Consider the following 20,258-nt stretch of genomic DNA (forward strand, 5'->3'; position numbering starts at 1 on the left):
CGGGCGGCAGCGGCTCGGGCGGCGTCGGCCTCGATCGAATCGCCGCCGTCCGGGGCCGCTTCCGGGGGCCGACGTTTCGAACCTGCTCGAATCCTTGCAGGAATCGTCGCGCCGCGGTGCCCCCGCGGCACAAGCTCGTCCTCGACAACCGGTACGGGGAAGGACGAACGAACATGACGAGAACGCGCGGCCGCGTCGCCGCCCTGCTGGGCGCCGTCGCGGTGGTCGCCGGGACGACGCTGGGCTCCCCGGCGGTCGCCGCCCCGGGCGGTGCGGGCGGCGGGCTCACCGGGCAGGCGCCCTGTGCGGGCAGCCCCGGCTTCACCTGCGGCACGCTCACCGTCCCGCTCGACCACGGCGGCGACACCCCGGGCACCCTCGACCTCCGGGTCGCCGTCGGCGGCAACACCGACGCGCCCAAGGGCGACCTGCTGTTCCTCACCGGCGGTCCCGGCCAGCCCGGCGTCCCGCTGGTCAACCGGATCGTGGGCCGGCTGGCACCGGTCCTCAAGGACTACCGCCTGGTGATGTTCGACCAGCGCGGCACCGGCGGCAACGCCCTCCGGTGCCCGGAGCTCCAGGAGCAGATGGGCGCCTCCGACCTCGCCCCGCCCACCCCGAAGGCCGTCACCGACTGCGCGGCCGCGCTCGGCCCGGACCGGCGGTTCTACGGCACCGCCGACACCGTCGCCGACATCGACCAGCTGCGCCGCGTCCTCGGCGACAAGCGCCTCACGCTGGACGGCGTCTCGTACGGCACCTTCACCGCCGAGCGGTACGCGATGGCGCACCCCGCGCACGTCGCCCGGCTGGTGCTGGACTCCGTGGTGCCGCAGCAGGGCTACGACCCGCTCGACCCCGTCCCACTGAAGGCCACCGCCCGGGTGCTCACCGCCGCCTGCGCGGCCACCGGGTGCACCACCGACCCGGCCGCCGACCTCGCGGAGACGGTCCGCCGCTACCACGACGGGCCCGACGTGCTCGACGCGATCACCAGCTTCGAGTTCGTCGACCCGGACTACCACGGGGTCCCGGAGGCGCTGCACGAGGCCGCCGCCGGGCGGCCCGCCATGCTCCAGCGCTACATCGACGGCGCGCACCAGGGCAACGCGGCGCCCGCCGAGTTCCTGAGCCAGGGCCTGCACGCGAGCACCCTGTGCGCCGACGGGCACTTCCCGTGGGGCACCTCGGACACCCCGGTCGAGGGACGGGCGGCCGCACTGGCCGAGGCGAGGGACGAGCTGACCCCCGAGGAGACCTGGCCGTTCGACCCGGCCACCGCGACCGGGACGGGCACCCTGCTCACCTGCCTGGACTGGCCGCAGGAGGAGGTGCCGGCGACGCCGTCGGAGCACCACAGGCTGCCGAACGTGCCGGTGCTGCTGCTCGGCGGCGACCGCGACCTGTCCACGCCGCTCGCCTGGACGTACCGGGAGGCGGAGATGGCGCACGACGCGCGCGTCGTGGTCGTCCCCGGGGCGGCGCACGGGGTCCAGACCCGGGCGCCCAGCGACATCGGGCGGCAGGCGGTGTACGACTTCCTGCTCGGCGGCTGAGCCGCAGGGGCAGGGGATCCCGGACCGTTCCGCGCGGGGGCGGAACGGTCCGGGCCGGTCGTCGGGCCCCGAGCCGAAAGACGCGCCCTACGCGCCCCAGCCGTCGTCCGGCGCGGTGCGGTCGGGTCCGGGGCAGTCGGGGTGGTCGTAGCCCCACAGGCCGACCTTGTTCAACAGCCAGTCCTCGGACGGCGGTTCGCCGGCGCGATCGGAGCCTCCGCCCTCCGTGAGGACGAACGCGACGCGGACGTCCTCGGCCGGCGCCACCTCCAGGGTGCGCTGGCCGGGGATGTTCTCGTACGTCACCGTCTCCCACGTGCAGCCGGCCGCGGTGAGCGCGGCGACCAGCGCGGATTCCGTGACGTGCGTGTCGATCGTGCGCAACCCGCCATCAGGCAGCGGGAGTTCGAGCTCGCCGTGCCAGGCCGGGAGCGAGAGCGAGCGGAGCCGGCGGCAGCTGCAGAACACCGTCCACGCGTCGCCCCAGCCGAAGGCGTGCGGCCAGCGGGTGTCCTTGTGGACGCGCCCGCAGTCGTACGGATCGCCGTAGCGGGCGGCGAGTTCGGGCAGCGGGGCGTCGTAGCGCAGCGGGCCGAGGCCGCCGGTGGCGGCCAGCTCGGTGAGCCCGGCGAGGAACGCCGTCACCCCAGGCACCCGCGGACCGCCTGGATCAGCCGGGTGGCGCGGGCGTCGCCGTGGCCGATCATCCGGTTCGCCACGTACCCGAAGCCGATGCCGAACTCGTCGTCGCCGAAGGCGAACTGGCCGCCGGCGCCGTCGTTGCCGAAGCTCCGCGGGCCGTACAGCGGGCGGAACGCGGGGGAGTCCAGCAGGACGCCGGAGCCCCAGCGGGCGCCCATGTCGAAGCCCAGGAAGCCCGCGCCGGAGGAGACTTCGCGCACCGCGTCGGTCACGGTGTCGTGCGACAGCAGGCGCTTGCCGCCGTCGAGGCCGGTGACGGCCGCCGCGTACAGGGCCGCGAGGCCGGTCGCGGAGGCGACGGCGCCCGCGCCCGGCAGCTCGATCGCGTGCAGGGCCGGGTCGTTCCAGCCGTGCGGCGCGTCGAGGCCGGGGAAGACGAGGGCGCCGTTCATCGTCACGATCCGGGTGAGCAGGTGCTCAGGGCCGGGCATCGGGCGGCGGCCGTCGGCCTCCACCAGCCTTGCCAGGTGCGGGAGTTGCTCCTGCGGCAGGCCGATCCAGACCGGCAGGCCGCCGAGCGGCCCGGCGATCTCCTCGCGCAGGAAGGCGCCCGGGGTGAGGCCGGTGATCCGGCGGATCACCTCGCCGACCGCGAAGCCGAGCACGTGGCCGTGGTACTCGTACGTGGTGCCCGGCTCCCACAGTGGCGGCTGTTCCTCGATCGCCCGGACGACCGGCGCCCACGCGGCGATCTCCTCGAACGGGAGCACGGCGTCGAGCGCGGGCACACCGGCCCGGTGGCCGAGGACCATGCGGGTGGTGATGTCCTGCTTGCCGTTCCGCGCGAACTCCGGCCAGTAGCGGGCGATCGGGGCGTCGAGGTCGAGCCGGCCGCGCTGCGCGAGGAGGTGCGCGGCGATGCTCACGGCGCCCTTGGCGACGGAGAAGACCGGGACGACCGTGTCCCGCGTCCAGGCCCGGCCGGTGCGCTCGTCGGCGGTGCCGCCCCACAGCTCGACGACCTTGCGCCCGCCCGAGTAGACCGTGACGGCGGCACCGAGCTCGGGGAACTCGGCGAAGTTGCGGGCGAACTCGTCCGCGACGGGGCCGAAGCGTTCGTCGGCCCAACCCTCGTACTGCTGCATGGTGCCCCTCGTCGTACGGCCAAGATCGTCTACGGATCCACCGTACGGGAGGCGGCGTGCGGGTGCGACGGGTTTGTCGGGAGTGGGGCGCGCGGGGCGGATGGGGGGCTCGGTGCGTGGGGCGGGCGCCGCTGGGCAGCGGTGCCAGGCGGTGCGGTGCTAGGCGGTGCGGCCGGTGACGTAGAGCGGTTTCATGTCGATGACGGTCGAGGTCGCGATGTGCCCCAGCCCCTCGTGGGCGGCGTTGGTGAGCAGGCCGGGGTCGGCCTCGGCGTGCTCGGCGAACAGGCCGCCGAGGTTGCGCGCGCGGGCGTACTCGGCCTTGGCGCGGACGGAGCGCGGGGTGTCGAGGGAGACGTAGACGCCGCTGTCGGCGCTGTGGAGGTAGTCGGCGTCGGCGGTGGTGTCCGTGTACAGCTCGAAGCCGTTGCGCCCCCGGCCGCGTTCGAGGTCCAGGAAGTTGCGCAGCACGTCGGCGAAGTGGCTCACGCCGGGCCGGAAGGACCCGACGACCTCGCCCGGGCCCGCGTCGTACCGGCCCTTCAGGGGCGAGACGCGGTCGATCCGGGCCCGGCGGGCGTTGCGCGTGGTGGTGGCGTAGCCGAGGTGGACGCGGGTGGACCGCACGCGGGCCTCGTCGAGGAGGTACGTGACGGCCCCGTCGATGCTGTCCGCCAGGGGGCCCGCCGGGTCGTGGTGCAGGGCCGCGTGGTGTCCGAGGCCGGGGGACCAGGGGCTGCCGAAGGCGTCGAAGGACATCACGTCGAAGCGCTCGGCGCCCTCCTCGACCAGGACGGGGACGTTCATCGCCTTGAGCTGGGCGACGGCGGCGGGCACCGCGACGGCGATCGTCGCGGGCAGGCCGGCGGCGGACAGGGCCGACCTGGTCTCGCCGACGAGCGCGGCGTAGTCGGTGGCCTCCTTGCCGAGGCCGGGCCAGCGCCAGTCGAGGTGGAGGGTGGAGAACATGGGGAACTGTTCCAGGAGTTCGACCACGGACCGGGCGAACCGCTTCCGCGCGGCGGGGTCGGGCGTGAGGCGGCGGAACGCCTCGCCCAGCTCCCAGCCGCCGACGTGCAGGCCGACGGCGAGGGCCGGGTCGCGGTCCTTGAGGCGCCGTGCGGCACCCAGCAGTCCCTGCGCCTTCCGCTCGTCGAAGAGGTCCCGGTAGCCGTTGGAGACCCAGCCCGCGAAGCCGTACCCCTGGTAGGCGGCGACCGCGCTCCACGGGTCGACGAAGACCACCGCGCCGCGCTCGGCGTCGGGGATCCCGAAGTCCTGGGCGGCCTGGGCGGTGGCGGCGGCCAGGCCGCCCTGGTCGCCGACGAGCCCGACGAGGCCGAGGACGATCTCGTCGAACGCACCGGGTGCCGCGTCGAGCCGGGCGAGGTCGGCGCCCGGACCGCCGTCCTGGACCGCACGGCCTTCCGGGTCGTCGGGGGCTTCGGTCAGGCGGGCGTCGTAGGCCCACGAGGTGTCCAGGAACCCGGACACGGTCTGGGAGCCGTTGCGGCGGTAGGAGTTGAACACCGGTTTGGCCACCCGGCAGGGGGTGTGGGACAGGCGGCCGTCGGTCGTCGCCGGGTCGAATCCGTTCCGCGCGTAGGTCCGCTCGGCGGCGCCGACGGCCCGTCCGTCGAGACCGGGGTCGGACGGGTGCACCAGCTCGCTCATGACGTGTTCTCCCTCCGGGGGCGGCCGTCACGGAGGACGCCCGCACCGGCGCCGGGCGTGACCGCACCCGTGCAGACTATGGGGGAACCGGGCGGGGCGAGGGACTTCCGCCGAACCGGTTGACGGGTCGCCGACACTGTGTACCCGGATCGACCCGGCCTTGCGGGCGCCCCGGGGCCGTTGTCGCCGTGGTGGGCGCGGCAGGTACGGCGGCTGCGGGGGCTACGAGCGTCTTACGACGGCGGCGCCAGGATGGCGGTGATCACCCGATCCAGTGAGCGCTCGAAGGCGGTGGACGGGTCCGAGGGCGGGCCGGGGGTGGTGAAGGCCTGTGCCAGGTGCGGGTATTCGCCGCTCATCGCCGCCTGGGTGAGGTAACCGGCCAGCTCTGCCTGCCACTTGGCGCCGGCCGCCGCGGTCCGCTCGTACTGGGCGTACTGGCAGACGAAGCCGTTGAACAGGGCCATCGCCTCCATCCGGTCGCCGCCGCTGAGGCCGCTCGGGGCGGTGATGGCCAGGTAGTGGTCGGTGTAGCGCAGCGCGTTGGGGCCGATGCCGGGGCGGGCGAGGACCAGGGCGGGCAGCCAGGGGTGGCGGCGGCACAGGTCGAGCTGCCGGCGGCCGAGCCGGACGAGGTCGGTGCGGCAGTCGCCGGTGGGGGCGAGGGTGGCGAAGTCGTACTCGCCGGCCGCCGCGTCGAGCATCAGGTCGAGGAGGTGCTCCTTCTTCGGCACGTAGTTGTAGAGCGACATCGTGCCCGCGCCGAGGGCGGCGGCGACGCGGCGCATCGAGGCGGCGTCCAGGCCCTCGGCGTCCGCGATGGCGATCGCGGCGGCGGCGATGGACGCCCGGCTGTGGGCGGGCCGGGGGCCGCGGCCGGTGCGCTCGGGGCGCAGCCAGATCAGTTCGGGCGCGTCGGGGGGCGTCGGGGGCTCGCCGCGGCCCGGGGTGTCGCGGTTGTCGGGGGTGTTGCTGGACGGCACTGAAGATCACCTCGCTCACCCATCTTAGATACGTACGGCGTACGTAGTACGATGAGCCCGCACGCGCTTCTACGTACGCTGTACCTAGAGAAGGGTGGAGACAGCCATGTCCGACCGCTCCGACCACCGTGGGCCCGCCATCGAGATGGCGGGCGTGGCGAAACGCTTCGGCGCCACCGAGGCCCTGCGCGGCCTCGACCTCACCGTCCCGGCCGGCACCGTGTGCGGCCTCCTCGGCCCCAACGGCGCCGGCAAGACCACCGCCGTCCGCGTCCTCGCCACCCTCGTCGCCCCCGACCGCGGCACCGCCCGGGTCGCCGGGTTCGACGTCGCCCGCGAGTCCGAGGCCGTCCGGCGCGCGATCGGCCTGGCCGGGCAGCACGCCGCCGTCGACGAGGGCATCACCGGGCGCGACAACCTGCACCTGTTCGGCCGGCTGCACCACCTCGGCGGCCGCCGGGCGCGCGCCCGGGCCGACGAACTGCTCGACCGCTTCGGCCTCGCCGAGGCCGGCGACCGGCTCGTGCGCACCTACTCCGGCGGCATGCGCCGGCGCCTCGACCTGATCGCCAGCCTCGTCACCAGCCCGCCGGTGCTCTTCCTCGACGAGCCCACCACCGGGCTGGACCCGCGCAGCCGCCAGGAGATCTGGGACACCGTCAAGGAGTTGGCCGACGACGGCACCACCGTGCTGCTCACCACCCAGTACCTGGAGGAGGCCGACCGGCTCGCCGACGACATCGTCGTCGTCGACCACGGCGCCGCGATCGCCACCGGCCCGCCGGCCCGGCTCAAGGCGCAGATCGGCAGCCGGGTGTCCGTCACCATCGCGGACGCCTCCCAACTCGGCTCCGCCGCCGTCGTGCTGTCCCGGCTGTCCGGCGGGGACGCGCAGGTGGACGTCGCCGAGCGCCTGGTCACGGTGGTGACACCGCCGGGCGTCGACGTCCTGCTCCCGGCGCTGGTGCGGGAGTTGGACGGGAAGGGCGTCGTCGCGGAGGACGTCGCGGTCCGGGCGCCCTCGCTGGACGACGTGTTCCTCGCGCTCACCGCCACCCGCACCGCCGACCTGAGGAGGGTCGCCTGATGGCCGCCACGCACGCGGGCCCGGTCGCCGCCGGACCGTCCCGGCTCGTCACCGACACCGGGACGTCGATGCTCCGCATCCTGCTCAACTACCGCCACTCGCCGGGCCTGTTGGCCGCCTCGCTGGGCGTGCCGGTGATCATGGTGGTGGTCTTCGGGTACGTCTTCGGCAGCGCCATGCAGGTGCCGGGCGGGGGCGACTACCGGGAGTTCCTGATGCCCGGCCTGTTCGCCATGGTCGCCACCAACGGCATCATGCCCACCATGGTCGGCGCCGCCCGCGACGTCGGGCGCGGGGTCACCGACCGGCTGCGCTCGATGCCCGTCTCGCGCACCGGCCTCCTGCTCGGCCAGACCCTCGCCGACCTGCTGGTCAGCACCGTCGTGCTCGCGCTGCTGGCGGCCGTCGGACTGGCCGCCGGCTGGCGCGTCCGGCACGGATTCGCGGACGCGGCGGGGGCGTTCGGGCTGTTGCTGCTCTTCCGATTCGTCATGACGTGGGTGGGGACGTGCCTCGGACTCGCCGTCGGCAAGGAGGAGGCCGCCGGTCAACTCTCGGTCGCCGTCTTCCCGTTGGCGATGATCACCAACGCGTACGTGCCCACCGGCGGCATGCCGGGCTGGCTGCGGACCGTCGCCGACTGGAACCCGATCAGCGCGGTGGTCGAGGCGAGCCGGAGCCTGTTCGGCAACCCCTCGGCGCCCGGCGGCGCCTGGCCGATGCAGCACGCCGTGCTCGCCTCGCTGCTGTGGAGCGCGGCCCTGCTCGTGCTCTGCATGCCGCTGGCCGTACGGAAGTTCGCCACCCATGGGCGCTGAGGCGGCGCGGGCGCCGAGAGTGTGAGCACGGGCGGGTGCTGACCCGCCGGTCCGGTGAAGGTGCTGGACACCCGTGCCGGTGCGACCGAAGGTGGACGCCATGGAGTACACCCACCTCGGCCGCACCGGCCTGACCGTCTCCCGCCTCTGCCTGGGCACCATGAACTTCGGCCCGCACACCGAGGAGTCCGACGCCCACCGCATCATGGACGCCGCCCACGACCGGGGCATCAACTTCTTCGACACCGCCAACGCCTACGGCCGCGACCCCGAGGGCAACCTCAAGGGCCGCACCGAGGAGATCATCGGCCGCTGGTTCGCGCAGGGCGGCGGGCGCCGGGAGCGGACCGTCCTCGCCACCAAGGCCTACGCCGCGATGGGGGACTGGCCCAACGAGGGCAAGCTCTCCGCGCTCGCCGTCCGGCGGGCCGTCGAGGCGAGCCTGCGGCGCCTGAACACCGACCACATCGACCTCTACCAGATGCACCACATCGACCGGGACACGCCCTGGGAGGAGATCTGGCAGGCGATGGAGGTCCTGGTCGCCCAGGGAAAGATCATCTACGTCGGCTCCAGCAACTTCGCCGGCTGGCACGTCGCCCAGGCCCAGGAGGCCGCCCGCAACCGCCACTTCCTCGGCCTGGTCAGCGAGCAGTCCCTGTACAACCTGCTCGACCGCACCGTCGAACTGGAGGTCGTGCCGGCCCTCCAGCACTACGGCCTCGGCCTCCTGCCGTGGTCCCCGCTGCGCAGCGGGCTGCTCGGCGGGGCGCTGCGCAAGGAGCGCGAGGGCACCCGCGTGCGGGCGGCGCTCGCGCACGCCGACGACCTCCTGGCCACCCACCGCGACCGCATCCAGGCCTACGAGGACCTCGCCGACGAACTCGGCGTCGATCCCGCGGAGCTCGCCCTCGCCTGGCTCCTCGGCCGCCCGGCCGTCACCGCCCCGATCATCGGCCCGCGCACCCCGGAGCACCTCGACTCGGCGATCCGGGCCCTGGACGTCGAACTCGACCGCAAGACCCTCGACCGCCTCGACGACCTCTTCCCGGGCCACCGCCCGGCCCCGGAGGACTACGCCTGGTAGGTGCTCGGCGCGGTCCCGCCCCGGTCGTGGCGGCCGGGGCGGGACGGTGTGGCGTCGCGTGTGGCGCTCGCGTGGGGCGGTGGGGCGTGAGAGCGTCGGGGGATGGGTGACGAGGCGGTTGTGCACGACGTGCCGTACTACGCGCAGTGGGAGTCGGCGGAGCTCGTGCGGGAGATCGTCGGCGGGGCACTGGACGCCGCCGACGATCCGCGGTGGGGGCAGTCCGGGGCGGCCACACCGGAGGAGTACGGCTGGTGGTCGTGGCGCCTGTGCGGGGTGGCCTGCCTGCGGATGGCGCTCGACTTCTGGTGGGGCCTTGCGCCCCCGGCGCTCGTGCTCGCCCGGGAGTGCGAGGCGGCGGGCGCGTACGTCCGGGAGGGCGACGGCCTGCGCGGGCTGATCCACGTACCGTTCGCCACCCACGTCCGGGAACGGTGGGGACTGGCCGCCGAGGCGCGGGAGTTGGCGCCCGGGGAGATCGCGGCCGAGGTGGCCGGCGGGCGGCTGCCGATGCTGTCGGTGCACCCGTCGATCCGTGAGCCGGAGGGGCCGGACCCGGTCCGCCGGGGCGGGCACCTGGTGCTGGCGGTGGGCGCCACGAGCACGGCGCTGGTGATCCACAACCCGTCCGGGTTCCCGGGCGGGTCGCAGTCCTTCGCGCACGTGCCGTGGCGGGACTTCGGACGCTTCTTCGCCGGACGGGGGATCGTCCTCGGCCCGCCGGGCGAGTCCGGTGAGTCCGGCCCGCCCGGCGAGCCCGGTGAGTCCGAGGGCGTCAGGGCCTGATGCTCGGCAGCCCGAGCAGGTCGACCGGCAGTTCGCCGCGACACAGCGCCGAGATCGGCTTCAACGCGGCCGCCAGCCGGTCGAGTTCCCGGCGCGGGTAGTCCTCCCACACCCGGGCGGCGGCCAGGTCGGTCGCGGCCTCCAGGGACTGGTGCCGGATCCGGCCGAGCTCGGTGACCGCGCCGTCCGCCGTCAGCCAGCCCCGCTCGACCAGCCGCTCCGCGGCGGCCTCCCACTCCTCGTCCGTCCACCCGCGCCGCGGCTGGAGGTCCTCGCGCCGCACGTCCAGCGCGCAGCGCACGACGAGCGCCTCGCAGCCGTCCAGCCCGGCCGTGACCAGCGCGGCGACGTGGCCGTCCCCGCGGTGCTCGCGCATGACGGTCGCGGCCTGCCACAGCCGCCCGTAGCGGTCGGCCGGCCGGGGGAGCGCGGCGTTGGCGGCGGCCAGGACGCGCCCGGCGCAGTCCAGCCGTGCCGCCGCCCGCTCCAACGCGTCGGCGGCCAGCTCGACCTGGGCCGGGTCGACGTGCTCCAGCACCCGGGCCAGCGCCGCGGACGACCCCTCGGCCCGCGCGGCCAGGGCCTTCTCCGGGCCGGCGTGCGTCCACACCTCGGGCACCGCGCGCTCGACGACCGCCGGCGCGAAGCTGAAGAACGCGGCGATCACGGGCGGCGCGTCCACCGCGCCCAGCGGCGCGGCCCGGCCGGCGAAGTAGCCGCGCCACCCGCCCCGCAGTCCGGCCGCCTCGAAGGCCGCCTGGCCCTCGGGCGAGAAGTACGTGAGGGAGTGCACCGGTTCGAAGAGCCACCAGAGAGAACGGGCGGGGTGGACGAGATCGGCCATCGGGAGACCCTCCTTGAACGGGGGTGGGACGGGTCGGGGCGTCGCTCCAGTGCTGATGACCACGGCGGCGGCCGCGGTAACCCCACCCTGGGTGTGATGACGGTCACGCGGGCGACCGCGCGGTGCGCGGGCCGGTGCCGGCGCGCGAGATGATGGGGCGGGGTGCCCGGCACGGTGGCGCCCGAGCCCTCGTGTGAAGGTATTGGTAATGGCGCAGATCAACCCCAGCATCCTGTCCGCGGACTTCGCCCGTCTCGGCGAGGAGGCCGAGGCCGTCCGGGGCTCGGACTGGCTGCACGTCGACGTCATGGACAACCACTTCGTGCCCAACCTCACCCTGGGCGTCCCCGTCGTCGAGTCGCTCGCGCGCGCCACCGACATCCCGCTCGACTGCCACCTCATGATCGAGGACCCGGACCGCTGGGCCCCGCAGTACGTCGAGGCCGGCGCCGGCTCGGTCACCTTCCACGCCGAGGCCGCCGCCGCGCCCGTCCGCCTCGCCCGCGAGATCCGCGCCAAGGGCGCCCGCGCCTCCATGGCCCTCAAGCCCGCCACCCCGATCGAGCCCTACGAGGACCTGCTGCCCGAGCTCGACATGCTGCTGATCATGACCGTCGAGCCCGGCTTCGGCGGCCAGGCCTTCCTGGACATCATGCTGCCGAAGATCCGCCGCACCCGGGAGCTGATCGCCAAGCACGGCCTCGAACTGTGGCTCCAGGTCGACGGCGGCGTGTCCGCGAGCACCATCGAGCGCTGCGCCGAGGCCGGCGCGGACGTCTTCGTCGCGGGCTCGGCCGTCTACGGCGCGCAGGACCCGGCCGAGGCCGTCCGCAAGCTGCGCGACCTGGCGACCGCCGCCACCACCGACGCCTGGTGGGCCTGCGCGCACTGAGTCCGCGTCGCGGGCGCGGATACCGGGTGCGCTGAGGGACGATCACTGACGAACGTCTCTCATCGCCCCTCTCCGTACGGTGGTGGACCCGCACATGAGCAACCTCGACCGCAAGCCCGTCCCGACCGCCTGCGGTCGGGAGGCCGGCGGCGGCCCGGTGAAGGAACTCCTCACCGGGCGCCGCGTCCCCCTCGGCGAGAGCACCGTGGTGCGGCGCCTGCTCCCCAACCTGGGCCGCCGGATGGTCGGCGCCTGGTGCTTCGTCGACCACTACGGCCCCGACGACATCGCCGACGAGCCCGGCATGCAGGTCCCGCCCCACCCCCACATGGGCCTGCAGACGGTCAGCTGGCTGCACCAGGGCGAGGTGCTGCACCGCGACAGCCTCGGCAGTCTGCGGACCGTCCGCCCGTACGAACTGGGCCTGATGACCTCCGGCCGGGCCATCTCGCACTCCGAGGAGTCCCCCCGTCCGCACGCCCGCCACCTGCACGGCGCGCAGCTCTGGGTGGCCCTGCCCGACGCCCACCGGCACACCGCCCCGGCCTTCGAGCACCACCCCGACCTGCCGGTCGTCACGGCCCCGGGCCTGAACGCCACCGTCGTCCTCGGCACCCTGGACACCGCGACCTCGCCCGGCACCACCTACACCCCGCTCGTCGGCGCCGACCTCGCCCTCACCGCCGGCGCGGACCTCCGGCTTCCGCTGGTCCCGGACTTCGAGTACGCCGTCCTCGCGATGTCCGGCGGCGTCGACGTCGACGGCGTCCGCGTCGAACCCGGCTCGATGCTCTACCTGGGCTGCGGCCGCCCCGAACTCCCGCTGCTCGCCCGCACCGACGCAGCCGTCCTGCTGCTGGGCGGCGAGCCCTTCGACGAGAAGATCGTCATGTGGTGGAACTTCATCGGCCGCTCCACCGAGGACATCGCCCGGGCTCGCGCCGACTGGATGACCACCGACCGCTTCGGCACCGTCCACGGCTACGCCGGCGACCGCCTGCCCGCCCCGGAACTGCCCGCCACCCCGCTGAAGCCCAGGGGGCGCGAGCGGTGAGCCGGGCCGGCCGTTCCGTCCCGGTCCCAGGGGGCGCATGCGAAACGCTCGGACGGGAAGTCCCGGCCGAGCATTCCGCACGAACCCGCCGCGGTCCGGCCGGATCGGCCGCTCGCGCGGCAACGACCCCCGGGGACCGCCGGGTTCAGGATTTCCGGGGGCGGGGCAGCTTCATCGACGCGACGGCGCTGAGCAGGGCGCCCGCGGCCACCAGCATCGCGGTGACGAACATGGCGTGGGCCGACGGGTTCGCCCCCTGGCCGTCGGCGGTGCCCAGGAACACGCTGCCGTAGGTCGCGATGCCGAGGACCTGGGCGATCTGGGCCGAGGTGGTCATCACGCCGCTGGCGTCCGACGCGTCGGCGGGGACGACCCGGGCCAGCGAGACGGTCAGCAGCGGGCTGGTGATGTAGCCCATGCCGAGGCCCACCACCAGCTGCAGCAGCGGCAGCGCGACGCCGCCGTGCCCGCCCGAGCGCACGGCGAAGCCGATGCCGAAGTGGCCGACGGCCGTGACGGTGCACGCGATGACGATCATCCGGCGGTGCCACCGGGCCGGGACCTTCTGCCAGGTGAGGCTGCCGGTGGCGACGCCGAGCGCGAGCGGCGCGAAGGTCAGGCCGGTGCGGGTGGCGGACTCGCCGAGCCCCGACTGCATGTGCTGGGAGAAGGAGAACAGGAAGCCCGCGTAGCCGGCCATCGCGAGGAACATGGCGCTCGCCCCGGGCAGCAGGCCGGGCGTCTTCAGGACCCGGCCGGGGATCAGCGGCGAACCGCCACGGCGCGCCACCGAGCGCTCGACGATCGCGAAGGCGGCGAACACCGGGACGGAGAGGACCAGGGAGACCACCATCCAGGCCGGCCAGTGCTGTTCGTGGCCGAGCACCAGCGGGATGACCAGCAGCAGCAGCGCGGCGGTCAGCGTGATCAGCCCGGGGATGTCGAGGCCCTTGGGGTTCTCGGGCCGGCCCTTCGGCAGCACGCGCAGCCCGGCGGCCACCAGGACCACCCCGACCGGCACGTTGATCAGGAACACCGGGCGCCAGCCCGTGCCGAACAGGTCGGCGCTGACCAGCAGTCCGCCGGCGACCTGGCCGACCACGACGCCGAGGCCGATGGTGGCCGCGTACAGGCTCAGCGCCCGGGCCCGGGCGGCGCCCTCGAACTTCAGCTGGATCAGGCTGTAGATCTGCGGCATCATCATCGCCGCGCCGACGCCCTGGACCACCCGGGCAGCGATCAGGGTGCCCTCGTCGGGCGCCAGTCCGCAGGCGAGCGAGGCCACGGTGAACGTGACGAGTCCGGCCAGGAAGACCGTCCGGAAGCCGTTGCGGGCACCGAGACGGGCGCCGGTGACGAGCAGCGTGGCGTACGCGATCGTGTAGCCGGAGACGATCAGCTGGAGGGCGGACCCCGTGGTGCCGAGGTCGGTCCGGATGGTCGGGGTGGCGACGTTGACGATCGTCGAGTCGAGCAGGGCCATGAAGACCGCACCCAGCAGGACCACCAGCATCTGGTTGTTCCGGCGGGTCTGTGCGGCCGCGTCGGGGGCCGGGAGCGCGGTCTCCGGCTCTGCGGGGGGCGTGGGCCGGGCGGCTGCTGCCGCCCGCTCCTGAGTCTTCTCGGTCATGGCAGCGATGATCCCGGCGGCCCCGTGGGGGGTACCAGATATCCAGTGATCCTGGAACCGGGAGTACCCGGCTACCCGGATCGGCCCGTTGTCCAGCAGAATCGTGCGGTGACCCGACCGACCGACGGCCCCCCTCCGACCGCCGAGGCCCAGCGACGCGCGGAGCTGGGCGCGTTCCTGCGGCTCCGACGCGAGCGCATCAAGCCCGAGGACGTCGGACTGTCACCCGGCCCGCGGCGGCGCACGCCCGGCCTGCGCCGCGAGGAGGTCGCGGAGCTCTCGGGGATCGGCGCGGCCTGGTACACCTGGCTGGAGCAGGGGCGGCGGATCAACCCGAGCGTCCAGGTGCTCGACGCGATCGCGCGCACGCTGCGGCTCGACCGGGCCGAGCGCGGTCACCTCTACCGGCTCGCGGCCGTGCCGGCCGTGCCGCTGGACGCCTCGGCGCGGCTCGCCGACCCGGCCGAGAACCAGGCCATCCTGGACGCGCTGAACCCGTTGCCGGCCTGCATCGTGACCGCGCGTTACGACGTGCTCGCGTTCAACGACGCGTACGGGGCGCTCGATCCGGCGATCGTGCTGCTGCCGCCGGGGGAGCGGAACGTGCTGTGGCACCTGTTCACGGTCGAGCGGCGGCTCCAGCCGCTCGTGGAGTGGGAGAACGAGACGGCCGTCATGGTGGCCCAGCTGCGGGCCGAGTTCGGCCACCGGCTCAAGGACCCGCACTGGGGCGACTTCGTGCGGCAGCTCGGGGAGGCCAGCCCGCGCTTCGCCGAGCTGTGGGCCAGGCACGAGGTCGCCGCGTCGAACACCCGGCGCAAGTCGTTCTGGAGCGTGGACGGCGAGCGGCTGAGCGTGATCACCAACGCGTTCACGACGGCTTCCGCGCCCGACACGAAGATGTGGATCCACACGCCCGACGGCCCGGAGACCAGGCGGCTGCTGGAGGACCTGGTCGGCCGGTACCGGGAGGCGGGCCCCGCCGCGCTGCTGGCCGCCGGACGGCGCACCGGCCGCGGCGCGCCCGACCCCGGGGGCGCGCCGGCTCAGCCGTGCGCCGAGGGCGGCCGGCGGCCGGGGAACGCGGATCCGGTCAGCCGGAGCAGCGGGGCCGACTTGACCGCCGTCTCCTCGAACTCGGCCTCCGGGTCCGACAGTGCGACGATCGCCCCGCCGACCCCGTAGCGCACGCGCCCCGGTGTGACGACCGCCGTGCGGATCGCGACGCTCAGGTCGGCCGCGCCGGACAGCGAGAAGTAGCCGATGGCGCCGGAGTAGATGCCGCGGGGCCCGGCCTCCAGCCGGTCGATGACCTCCATGGTCCGCAGCTTGGGGGCGCCCGTCATCGAGCCGGCGGGGAACGCGGCCCGCACGCAGTCCACGGCGGTGCGGTCCCGCCGGAGCCGCGCCCGCACCGTGCTCACCAGCTGGTGGACGGTCGCGTAGGTCTCGACGTCGAAGAGGCCCGCGACCTCGACCGAGCCGATCTCGGCGTGCCGCCCGAGGTCGTTGCGGACCAGGTCGACGATCATCAGGTTCTCCGCGCGGTCCTTCTCGTCCGCCCGCAGCCCCGCCACGATCGCGGCGTCCTCCTCGGGCGTCGCGCCGCGCGGCCGGGTGCCCTTGATCGGCTTGGACTCCGCGACGCCGTCCGCCCCCACGCGCAGGAAGCGCTCCGGCGAGGTGCTGAGCACCGCGAGCGGGCCGAAGCGGAGCAGTGCCGCGTACGGGGCGGGGCTGAAGCGGCGCAGCACGCGGTAGCCCTCCCACGGGTCGAGGTCGCCCCCGGCCTCGGCGACGTTGGTCAGGCAGACCTCGTACGTCTCTCCGGCGGCGATCTCCTCGTGGCAGGAGCCGATCAGCCGCAGGTACGCGTCGCGGTCGTGGCGCAGCCGGACGGCGGACCGCGGAGCGGGTGGGACGGGGTCCGCGGCCGGGCGGCCGGCCACGGAGGCCAGGGCCCGTGCGGTGGTCTCCAGCCAGGACCTGGCCGGGGCCTCGTCCTCGTCCTCCGCCAGCGCCAGCAGGTAGGTGGTGCGGGTGAGGTGGTCCAGGACGACCGCGCGATCGGCGAACACCATGGTGGCGTCGGCGTCCTCGGCCCGGTGGGCCGCCCCGGCACCGCACTGGGCCTTCAGCTCGTACCCGAGGTATCCCACCCAGCCGAGCGCGAACTCGAAGGGCAGGCGGGGGAGTTCGGTGCGGATGCCGCGGAGGTCGCGGTCGATCCAGTCGAGGAAGTCGCCGGTGACGGTCCGTGAGCCGGTGGCGGAGCGCACGGTGACGGTCCGGCTCCGGACGTCGGCCTCGGCGATCCGCGCGAGCGGGCCGGAGGCGTCCCCGAGGACGGAGAACCGGCCCGCGCCGCCGTCCGGCCGGCTGCTGTCCAGCCAGAACGCGGTGTCGGCGGCGCCGAAGAGCCGCTGGAACGCGACCTCGTCGACCCAGTCGGTCCGGAGGCGGTCCACGAGGACCCGGAGCCGTCGGGCGCCGCCCCGGCCCGCCGGGTCCGCCCGGTCCGCCGGGCGCGGCGCGGGGGCAGGTGGCGACGGGCGGACCGCCGTGCCCCGGGCCGCGTGCCACTCCCGGCTCAGCCGGGTGAAGTTGGCGAGTAGTTCATGGCCGAACCGGGTGAGGACCGACTCGGGGTGGAACTGCAGTCCCCAGATCGGCCGGTGCCGGTGCCGGTGTCCCATCAGCACGCCGTCGGGCGTCCGGGCGACGGCCTCCATTTCGTCCGGCAGTTCGGACACGGTCAGCGAGTGATAACGCACCGCCTCGAACGGGGACGGGAGTCCGTGGAACAGGCCGCGGCCGTCGTGCAGGACGGGCGAGGTGCGGCCGTGCCGTGGTTCCGGGGCGCGGGTGACGGTGCCGCCGTGCAGCAGCGCCGCCCCCTGGTGGCCGAGGCAGATGCCCAGCAGCGGGATGTCGCCCTGCTCGACGATGTCGCGGCAGATTCCGAAGTCGGCCGCCCGGGCCGGATCGCCCGGTCCGGGGGAGAGTACGACGTTGTCGAACCCGGAGAGCCGGGACAGGTGCCAGGACGGGTCGTCGTTGCGGATCACCACCGGCTCGGAGCCGTTCACCCGGGCCAGGCAGTGGTAGAGGTTGAAGGTGAAGGAGTCGTAATTGTCGACGAGTAGAGTTCTCATGACGGTTCGGCGACGGAGATCTCCAGGAGAACGTGCTCGACCAGGTCGTCCCCTTCGTGCACCCGGAGGCTGCGGAGTTCACGGACTTCCCGGCCGTTTTCGGCGGCGATCGCATTCAGTCGGGCGGTGTTCCCGCGATTGCTGAAATGCAGCAGGATTCTCCCGTTCTCGGTCAGGAATGACGGGGCGTCGGCCAGGAATCTGCGGTGGTCCCGGTAACCGGGGTCCACGTAGGCGCGTTCGTGGATCGTTTTGTGCCGGTATTCCGGCGGGGCCAGTACGAGGTTGGAGTGCCAATAGACGGTGTCGAACTTCCGGCCGGCCGGAACGTTCTCGAAGAGGTCGCTGTGCACGACGGTCAGCCGGTCCGCCACGCCGTGCCGTTCGGCGTTCATCACGGTGTTCCGGACGGCCGGTTCGCTGATGTCCAGGGCCGTCACGCGTTCGCAGCCCGCCAGTGCGGCGGACACGGCGATGATGCCGGTGCCGCAGCCGACCTCCAGGAACGAGCCGGGGCCGGACGTTTCGGGTGTCCCGGATGTTCCGGGCGTCCCGCCCAGACCGAGCAGTTCCAGGGCGATCCCGGACGACACCGAAAAAGGCGGCGCGAACACCTCGTCCAAAAGGTCCCATTCGCGCCCGGCCAGGGTGAAGGTGTTGCGCCGGTCGGCGTGGAGCCGCGCGGCCCGGCTGCGGGCGAGTGAACGCCCGTAGTCCGTGAGCCTATTCATATGTCCCCCGTTGTCATGCGAGCGGGCACCGCTCCCGCGGTGCCCGCCTGGAATTGTTTCCCCCGCCGGCCGCTTCCGGGAAGGTGGCGGGGTGACAGCGTGCCGTGTTCGGTGCGGTGTCCCGGTCACTACGGGCGTGTTAAATCGCAGGCCAGCGCCTTGACCCCCCTCTTGCGTGGCGCCTACTCTCGGTGTAGATGATCTTCACCGGCTGTGGAGGGGGAACCATGCCGTTGGATTCCGGGTTCGTGGACGCGCCTGCCCTGGCGATTCTCGAACTGCTCGCCGCGGAGGCGCCGCTGGGCCGCTTCCACGAGTTGCTGTACCGCGCCGCGGAGCCGGGCGGGGAAGGGATGCCACCGGGCCGGCGCGCGGAGCTCGAACGGGCCGTCCGGCTGGGGCTGAGGATCCACGCCTCGCTCGACCAGCGCCGGCAGCGGGAGGCGGCCACGGCGGCCCTGGTGGACATGATCCACGACATGACCGCCCCGTACGACCCGGACACCCTGCTGAAGGTCATCACCAGCCGGACCCGTCGGCTGCTGGGCTTCGACATGGCCTACATCAGCCTGCCGCTGCCCCGGGGCGGGTCGTACGTCCACTGCTCGGAGGGCCAGACCACGACGCTCAACGTGGGCCTGGTGGTCGAGGAGCACCACGGCCTCGGCCAGATGGCGCAGGGGCAGGGCGGCGCGTTCTGGTCGCCGGACTACCTGAACGACGACCGGATCCCGCACAGCGAGCAGATCGACGAGGTGGTCCGCGCCGAAGGGCTGCGCGCGGTGATCGCGGTGCCGATCCAGGTGGGGGCGGACTCCATCGGTGCCCTCTACGGCGCCGACCGCGTCGTGCGGCACTTCACGCCCGACGAGATCAGCCTGATGCGCTCCCTCGCGGACTTCGCGGCGGTGGCGCTGGAGCGGGCCAGGCTGCTGGACCGCACGCGGCTGGAGATCGCGGAGCTGGAGTCGGCGGGCGCCCGCGCGCGCGACACGATCGCGCGGACCCGTGAGCTGGCCGACGCCCGGATCCGGCTGGCCGACCAGGTGCTGAACGGCTGCGACCTGCACGTGGTCGCCAGGACGGCCGGGGAGGCGCTGGGCGCCACGCTCGCGGTCGGTGACGCGCACGGGCAGGTGCTCTCCTCCACCGGGGAGGTACCCGGCCTCGCGGAGGTGCTGACCGGCCGGGCGGCCCTGGAGGCGCACGCGGCGAGGGCCCCGGTGAGCCCGGCGCAGGACGTCTGGGTGGCCCCGGTCGGTGCCGGCGTCGAGGACCTGGGGGTGGTGGTGGCCCGGTTCGCGCGACCGCTCGGCCCCGACGAGGAGAGCTTCCTCGCCTTCGTCGGACGGGCGGTCGCGCTGCAACTCGTGGGGCAGCGCAGCGTGCCCGCGACGGCCGGGCCGGGACGGGACGAGTTCTTCGACGTCCTGCTCGCGACACCCCTCCAGCCTTCGAGTCAACTCGTCTATCAGGCAGGACAGTTCGGGATCGACCCGGAAGGCCCGCATGTCGTCGTGGTGGCCCGGCCGGAGGGCGGCGAGCACGGGAAGGCCGCGGTGTGGGCCGCGTCGTACGCGTACCGGCGGTCCGGGCTCAAGACGGTGCGCGACGGCTGCGTCGTGCTGCTGCTGCCCGGTACGGACGCCTCGGCCGCCGCCCGTTCGGTCTCCAAGGAGCTTTCCCCGCTGCTGCGGCAGCCCGTCACCGTCGGCGCGGCCGGTCCGGCCACCGGGCTCGCGTCGGTCGCCAGGGTGCACCAGGAGGCGGTGCGCTGCCTGGACGCGCTGACGGCGCTGGACGGCACGGGGAGCGCCGCGGCGATGGCCGACCTCGGCTTCCTGGGGCTGCTGCTCTCCGACGACCACGACGTCGAGGGGTTCGTGGCCTCGCTCCTCGGCCCGCTGCTGGAGCACGACACCGAGCGCGCGACCAGTCTGATCGCCACCCTGGAGGCCTACTTCGCCTCGGGCGGCAGTCCCACCCGGGCGGCCGAGGACCTGCACGTCCACCCCAACACGGTGGCCCGCCGCCTGGACCGGATCACCGAACTCCTGGGCCCCGCCTGGCAGCAGCCCGGACGCACCCTCGAAGTCCAGCTCGCGCTGCGCCTGCTGAGGGCCCGGGAGGTCCTGTGGCGGCAGCGGGACACCGTGCTGGCGCCGTAGCGGGGG

16 protein-coding genes and 1 pseudogene are annotated in these 20,258 nt (G+C 74.2%); 9 read left to right on the top strand and 8 right to left on the bottom strand.

The genetic code is table 11. The features are described 5' to 3' along the window. The first annotated feature begins 173 nt into the window (after positions 1 to 173). Positions 174 to 1,556, top strand: coding sequence for an alpha/beta fold hydrolase (locus ACFVU9_RS27540; protein ID WP_387597813.1), 1,383 nt, complete (start codon positions 174 to 176; stop codon positions 1,554 to 1,556). 87 nt (positions 1,557 to 1,643) lie between these two features. Here the strand turns inward: ACFVU9_RS27540 and ACFVU9_RS27545 are convergent, their stop codons facing one another. The 4 genes from ACFVU9_RS27545 to ACFVU9_RS27560 form a co-directional block, all read right to left on the bottom strand. After that, positions 1,644 to 2,201 carry a hypothetical protein gene (locus ACFVU9_RS27545; RefSeq protein ID WP_387597816.1) on the bottom strand — a complete coding sequence of 186 codons (558 nt, stop codon included), beginning with the start codon at positions 2,199 to 2,201 and terminating at the stop codon, positions 1,644 to 1,646. Then, positions 2,198 to 3,343, bottom strand: coding sequence for a serine hydrolase domain-containing protein (locus ACFVU9_RS27550; protein WP_387597819.1), 1,146 nt, complete (start codon positions 3,341 to 3,343; stop codon positions 2,198 to 2,200). Before ACFVU9_RS27550 ends, ACFVU9_RS27545 begins: the two co-directional genes overlap by 4 nt. Positions 3,344 to 3,502: 159 nt before the next feature. Further along, positions 3,503 to 5,017, bottom strand: a complete 1,515-nt coding sequence (locus ACFVU9_RS27555; RefSeq protein ID WP_387597821.1) for a glycosyl hydrolase family 18 protein — start codon at positions 5,015 to 5,017, stop codon at positions 3,503 to 3,505. A 233-nt stretch (positions 5,018 to 5,250) separates the two neighbouring features. After that, entirely contained in the window at positions 5,251 to 6,000 is a 750-nt protein-coding gene (locus ACFVU9_RS27560; RefSeq protein ID WP_387597824.1) for a TetR/AcrR family transcriptional regulator, read from the bottom strand. Between the two features lie 106 nt (positions 6,001 to 6,106). Between ACFVU9_RS27560 and ACFVU9_RS27565 the strand changes: the two genes are divergently transcribed. The 4 genes from ACFVU9_RS27565 to ACFVU9_RS27580 all read left to right on the top strand — a co-directional run bounded on the left by ACFVU9_RS27565 (position 6,107) and on the right by ACFVU9_RS27580 (position 9,778). Then, positions 6,107 to 7,087: an ATP-binding cassette domain-containing protein gene (locus ACFVU9_RS27565; protein ID WP_380500108.1), complete on the top strand. Its 981-nt coding sequence runs from the start codon at positions 6,107 to 6,109 to the stop codon at positions 7,085 to 7,087. Next, on the top strand, positions 7,087 to 7,905 hold the full coding sequence (locus ACFVU9_RS27570) for an ABC transporter permease (RefSeq protein ID WP_380500107.1): 819 nt from the start codon (positions 7,087 to 7,089) through the stop codon (positions 7,903 to 7,905). Before ACFVU9_RS27565 ends, ACFVU9_RS27570 begins: the two co-directional genes overlap by 1 nt. A gap of 100 nt (positions 7,906 to 8,005) precedes the next feature. Next, on the top strand, positions 8,006 to 8,992 hold the full coding sequence (locus ACFVU9_RS27575; protein WP_387597829.1) for an aldo/keto reductase: 987 nt from the start codon (positions 8,006 to 8,008) through the stop codon (positions 8,990 to 8,992). A gap of 102 nt (positions 8,993 to 9,094) precedes the next feature. Continuing rightward, positions 9,095 to 9,778, top strand: a complete 684-nt coding sequence (locus ACFVU9_RS27580) for a C39 family peptidase (protein ID WP_387597831.1) — start codon at positions 9,095 to 9,097, stop codon at positions 9,776 to 9,778. On the opposite strand, the gene ACFVU9_RS27585 is transcribed toward ACFVU9_RS27580, so the two are convergent. After that, positions 9,768 to 10,622, bottom strand: coding sequence for a hypothetical protein (locus ACFVU9_RS27585; RefSeq protein ID WP_387597834.1), 855 nt, complete (start codon positions 10,620 to 10,622; stop codon positions 9,768 to 9,770). The two genes, ACFVU9_RS27580 and ACFVU9_RS27585, sit on opposite strands and share 11 nt — an antisense overlap. A 208-nt stretch (positions 10,623 to 10,830) precedes the next feature. Between ACFVU9_RS27585 and rpe the strand changes: the two genes are divergently transcribed. Both rpe and ACFVU9_RS27595 read left to right on the top strand, forming a co-directional pair. Beyond that, a complete protein-coding gene (rpe, locus tag ACFVU9_RS27590) occupies positions 10,831 to 11,514 on the top strand; it encodes a ribulose-phosphate 3-epimerase (protein ID WP_380444613.1) in 684 nt (227 codons plus the stop codon). Between the two features lie 94 nt (positions 11,515 to 11,608). Further along, complete coding sequence (locus ACFVU9_RS27595) at positions 11,609 to 12,568, top strand: pirin family protein (RefSeq protein WP_380500103.1); 960 nt, start codon at positions 11,609 to 11,611, stop codon at positions 12,566 to 12,568. Between the two features lie 145 nt (positions 12,569 to 12,713). On the opposite strand, the gene ACFVU9_RS27600 is transcribed toward ACFVU9_RS27595, so the two are convergent. Then, the gene (locus tag ACFVU9_RS27600) at positions 12,714 to 14,198 is read right to left on the bottom strand and encodes an MFS transporter (protein ID WP_380444610.1); all 1,485 of its coding nucleotides are present in this window, start codon (positions 14,196 to 14,198) and stop codon (positions 12,714 to 12,716) included. A 108-nt stretch (positions 14,199 to 14,306) separates the two neighbouring features. Between ACFVU9_RS27600 and ACFVU9_RS27605 the strand changes: the two are divergent. Then, positions 14,307 to 15,140, top strand: a pseudogene (locus tag ACFVU9_RS27605) (helix-turn-helix transcriptional regulator); the annotation flags it as partial. 104 nt (positions 15,141 to 15,244) lie between these two features. On the opposite strand, the gene pabB reads toward ACFVU9_RS27605, so the two are convergent. Together pabB and ACFVU9_RS27615 are read right to left on the bottom strand one after the other, a co-directional pair. Continuing rightward, positions 15,245 to 17,353 carry an aminodeoxychorismate synthase component I gene (gene pabB / locus ACFVU9_RS27610; protein ID WP_387597838.1) on the bottom strand — a complete coding sequence of 703 codons (2,109 nt, stop codon included), beginning with the start codon at positions 17,351 to 17,353 and terminating at the stop codon, positions 15,245 to 15,247. After that, complete coding sequence (locus ACFVU9_RS27615) at positions 17,350 to 18,213, bottom strand: methyltransferase domain-containing protein (protein WP_387597841.1); 864 nt, start codon at positions 18,211 to 18,213, stop codon at positions 17,350 to 17,352. Before ACFVU9_RS27615 ends, pabB begins: the two co-directional genes overlap by 4 nt. Before the next feature lie 98 nt (positions 18,214 to 18,311). On the opposite strand from ACFVU9_RS27615, the gene ACFVU9_RS27620 reads away from it, so the two are divergent. Then, entirely contained in the window at positions 18,312 to 20,252 is a 1,941-nt protein-coding gene (locus ACFVU9_RS27620) for a helix-turn-helix domain-containing protein (RefSeq protein WP_380444608.1), read from the top strand. Positions 20,253 to 20,258 lie beyond the last annotated feature (6 nt).

Origin of the sequence: Kitasatospora sp. NPDC057936 (assembly GCF_042887525.1) — a bacterium.
Lineage (GTDB): Bacteria > Actinomycetota > Actinomycetes > Streptomycetales > Streptomycetaceae > Kitasatospora.

Coding starts and splice junctions, on each gene's coding strand:
- ACFVU9_RS27540 (WP_387597813.1), top strand. CDS start 174: ATGACGAGAACGCGCGGCCGCGTCGCCGCCCTGCTGGGCGCCGTCGCG.
- ACFVU9_RS27550 (WP_387597819.1), bottom strand. CDS start 3,343: ATGCAGCAGTACGAGGGTTGGGCCGACGAACGCTTCGGCCCCGTCGCG.
- ACFVU9_RS27555 (WP_387597821.1), bottom strand. CDS start 5,017: ATGAGCGAGCTGGTGCACCCGTCCGACCCCGGTCTCGACGGACGGGCC.
- ACFVU9_RS27565 (WP_380500108.1), top strand. CDS start 6,107: ATGTCCGACCGCTCCGACCACCGTGGGCCCGCCATCGAGATGGCGGGC.
- ACFVU9_RS27570 (WP_380500107.1), top strand. CDS start 7,087: ATGGCCGCCACGCACGCGGGCCCGGTCGCCGCCGGACCGTCCCGGCTC.
- ACFVU9_RS27575 (WP_387597829.1), top strand. CDS start 8,006: ATGGAGTACACCCACCTCGGCCGCACCGGCCTGACCGTCTCCCGCCTC.
- ACFVU9_RS27580 (WP_387597831.1), top strand. CDS start 9,095: ATGGGTGACGAGGCGGTTGTGCACGACGTGCCGTACTACGCGCAGTGG.
- ACFVU9_RS27585 (WP_387597834.1), bottom strand. CDS start 10,622: ATGGCCGATCTCGTCCACCCCGCCCGTTCTCTCTGGTGGCTCTTCGAA.
- rpe (WP_380444613.1), top strand. CDS start 10,831: ATGGCGCAGATCAACCCCAGCATCCTGTCCGCGGACTTCGCCCGTCTC.
- ACFVU9_RS27595 (WP_380500103.1), top strand. CDS start 11,609: ATGAGCAACCTCGACCGCAAGCCCGTCCCGACCGCCTGCGGTCGGGAG.
- ACFVU9_RS27600 (WP_380444610.1), bottom strand. CDS start 14,198: ATGACCGAGAAGACTCAGGAGCGGGCGGCAGCAGCCGCCCGGCCCACG.
- pabB (WP_387597838.1), bottom strand. CDS start 17,353: ATGAGAACTCTACTCGTCGACAATTACGACTCCTTCACCTTCAACCTC.
- ACFVU9_RS27620 (WP_380444608.1), top strand. CDS start 18,312: ATGCCGTTGGATTCCGGGTTCGTGGACGCGCCTGCCCTGGCGATTCTC.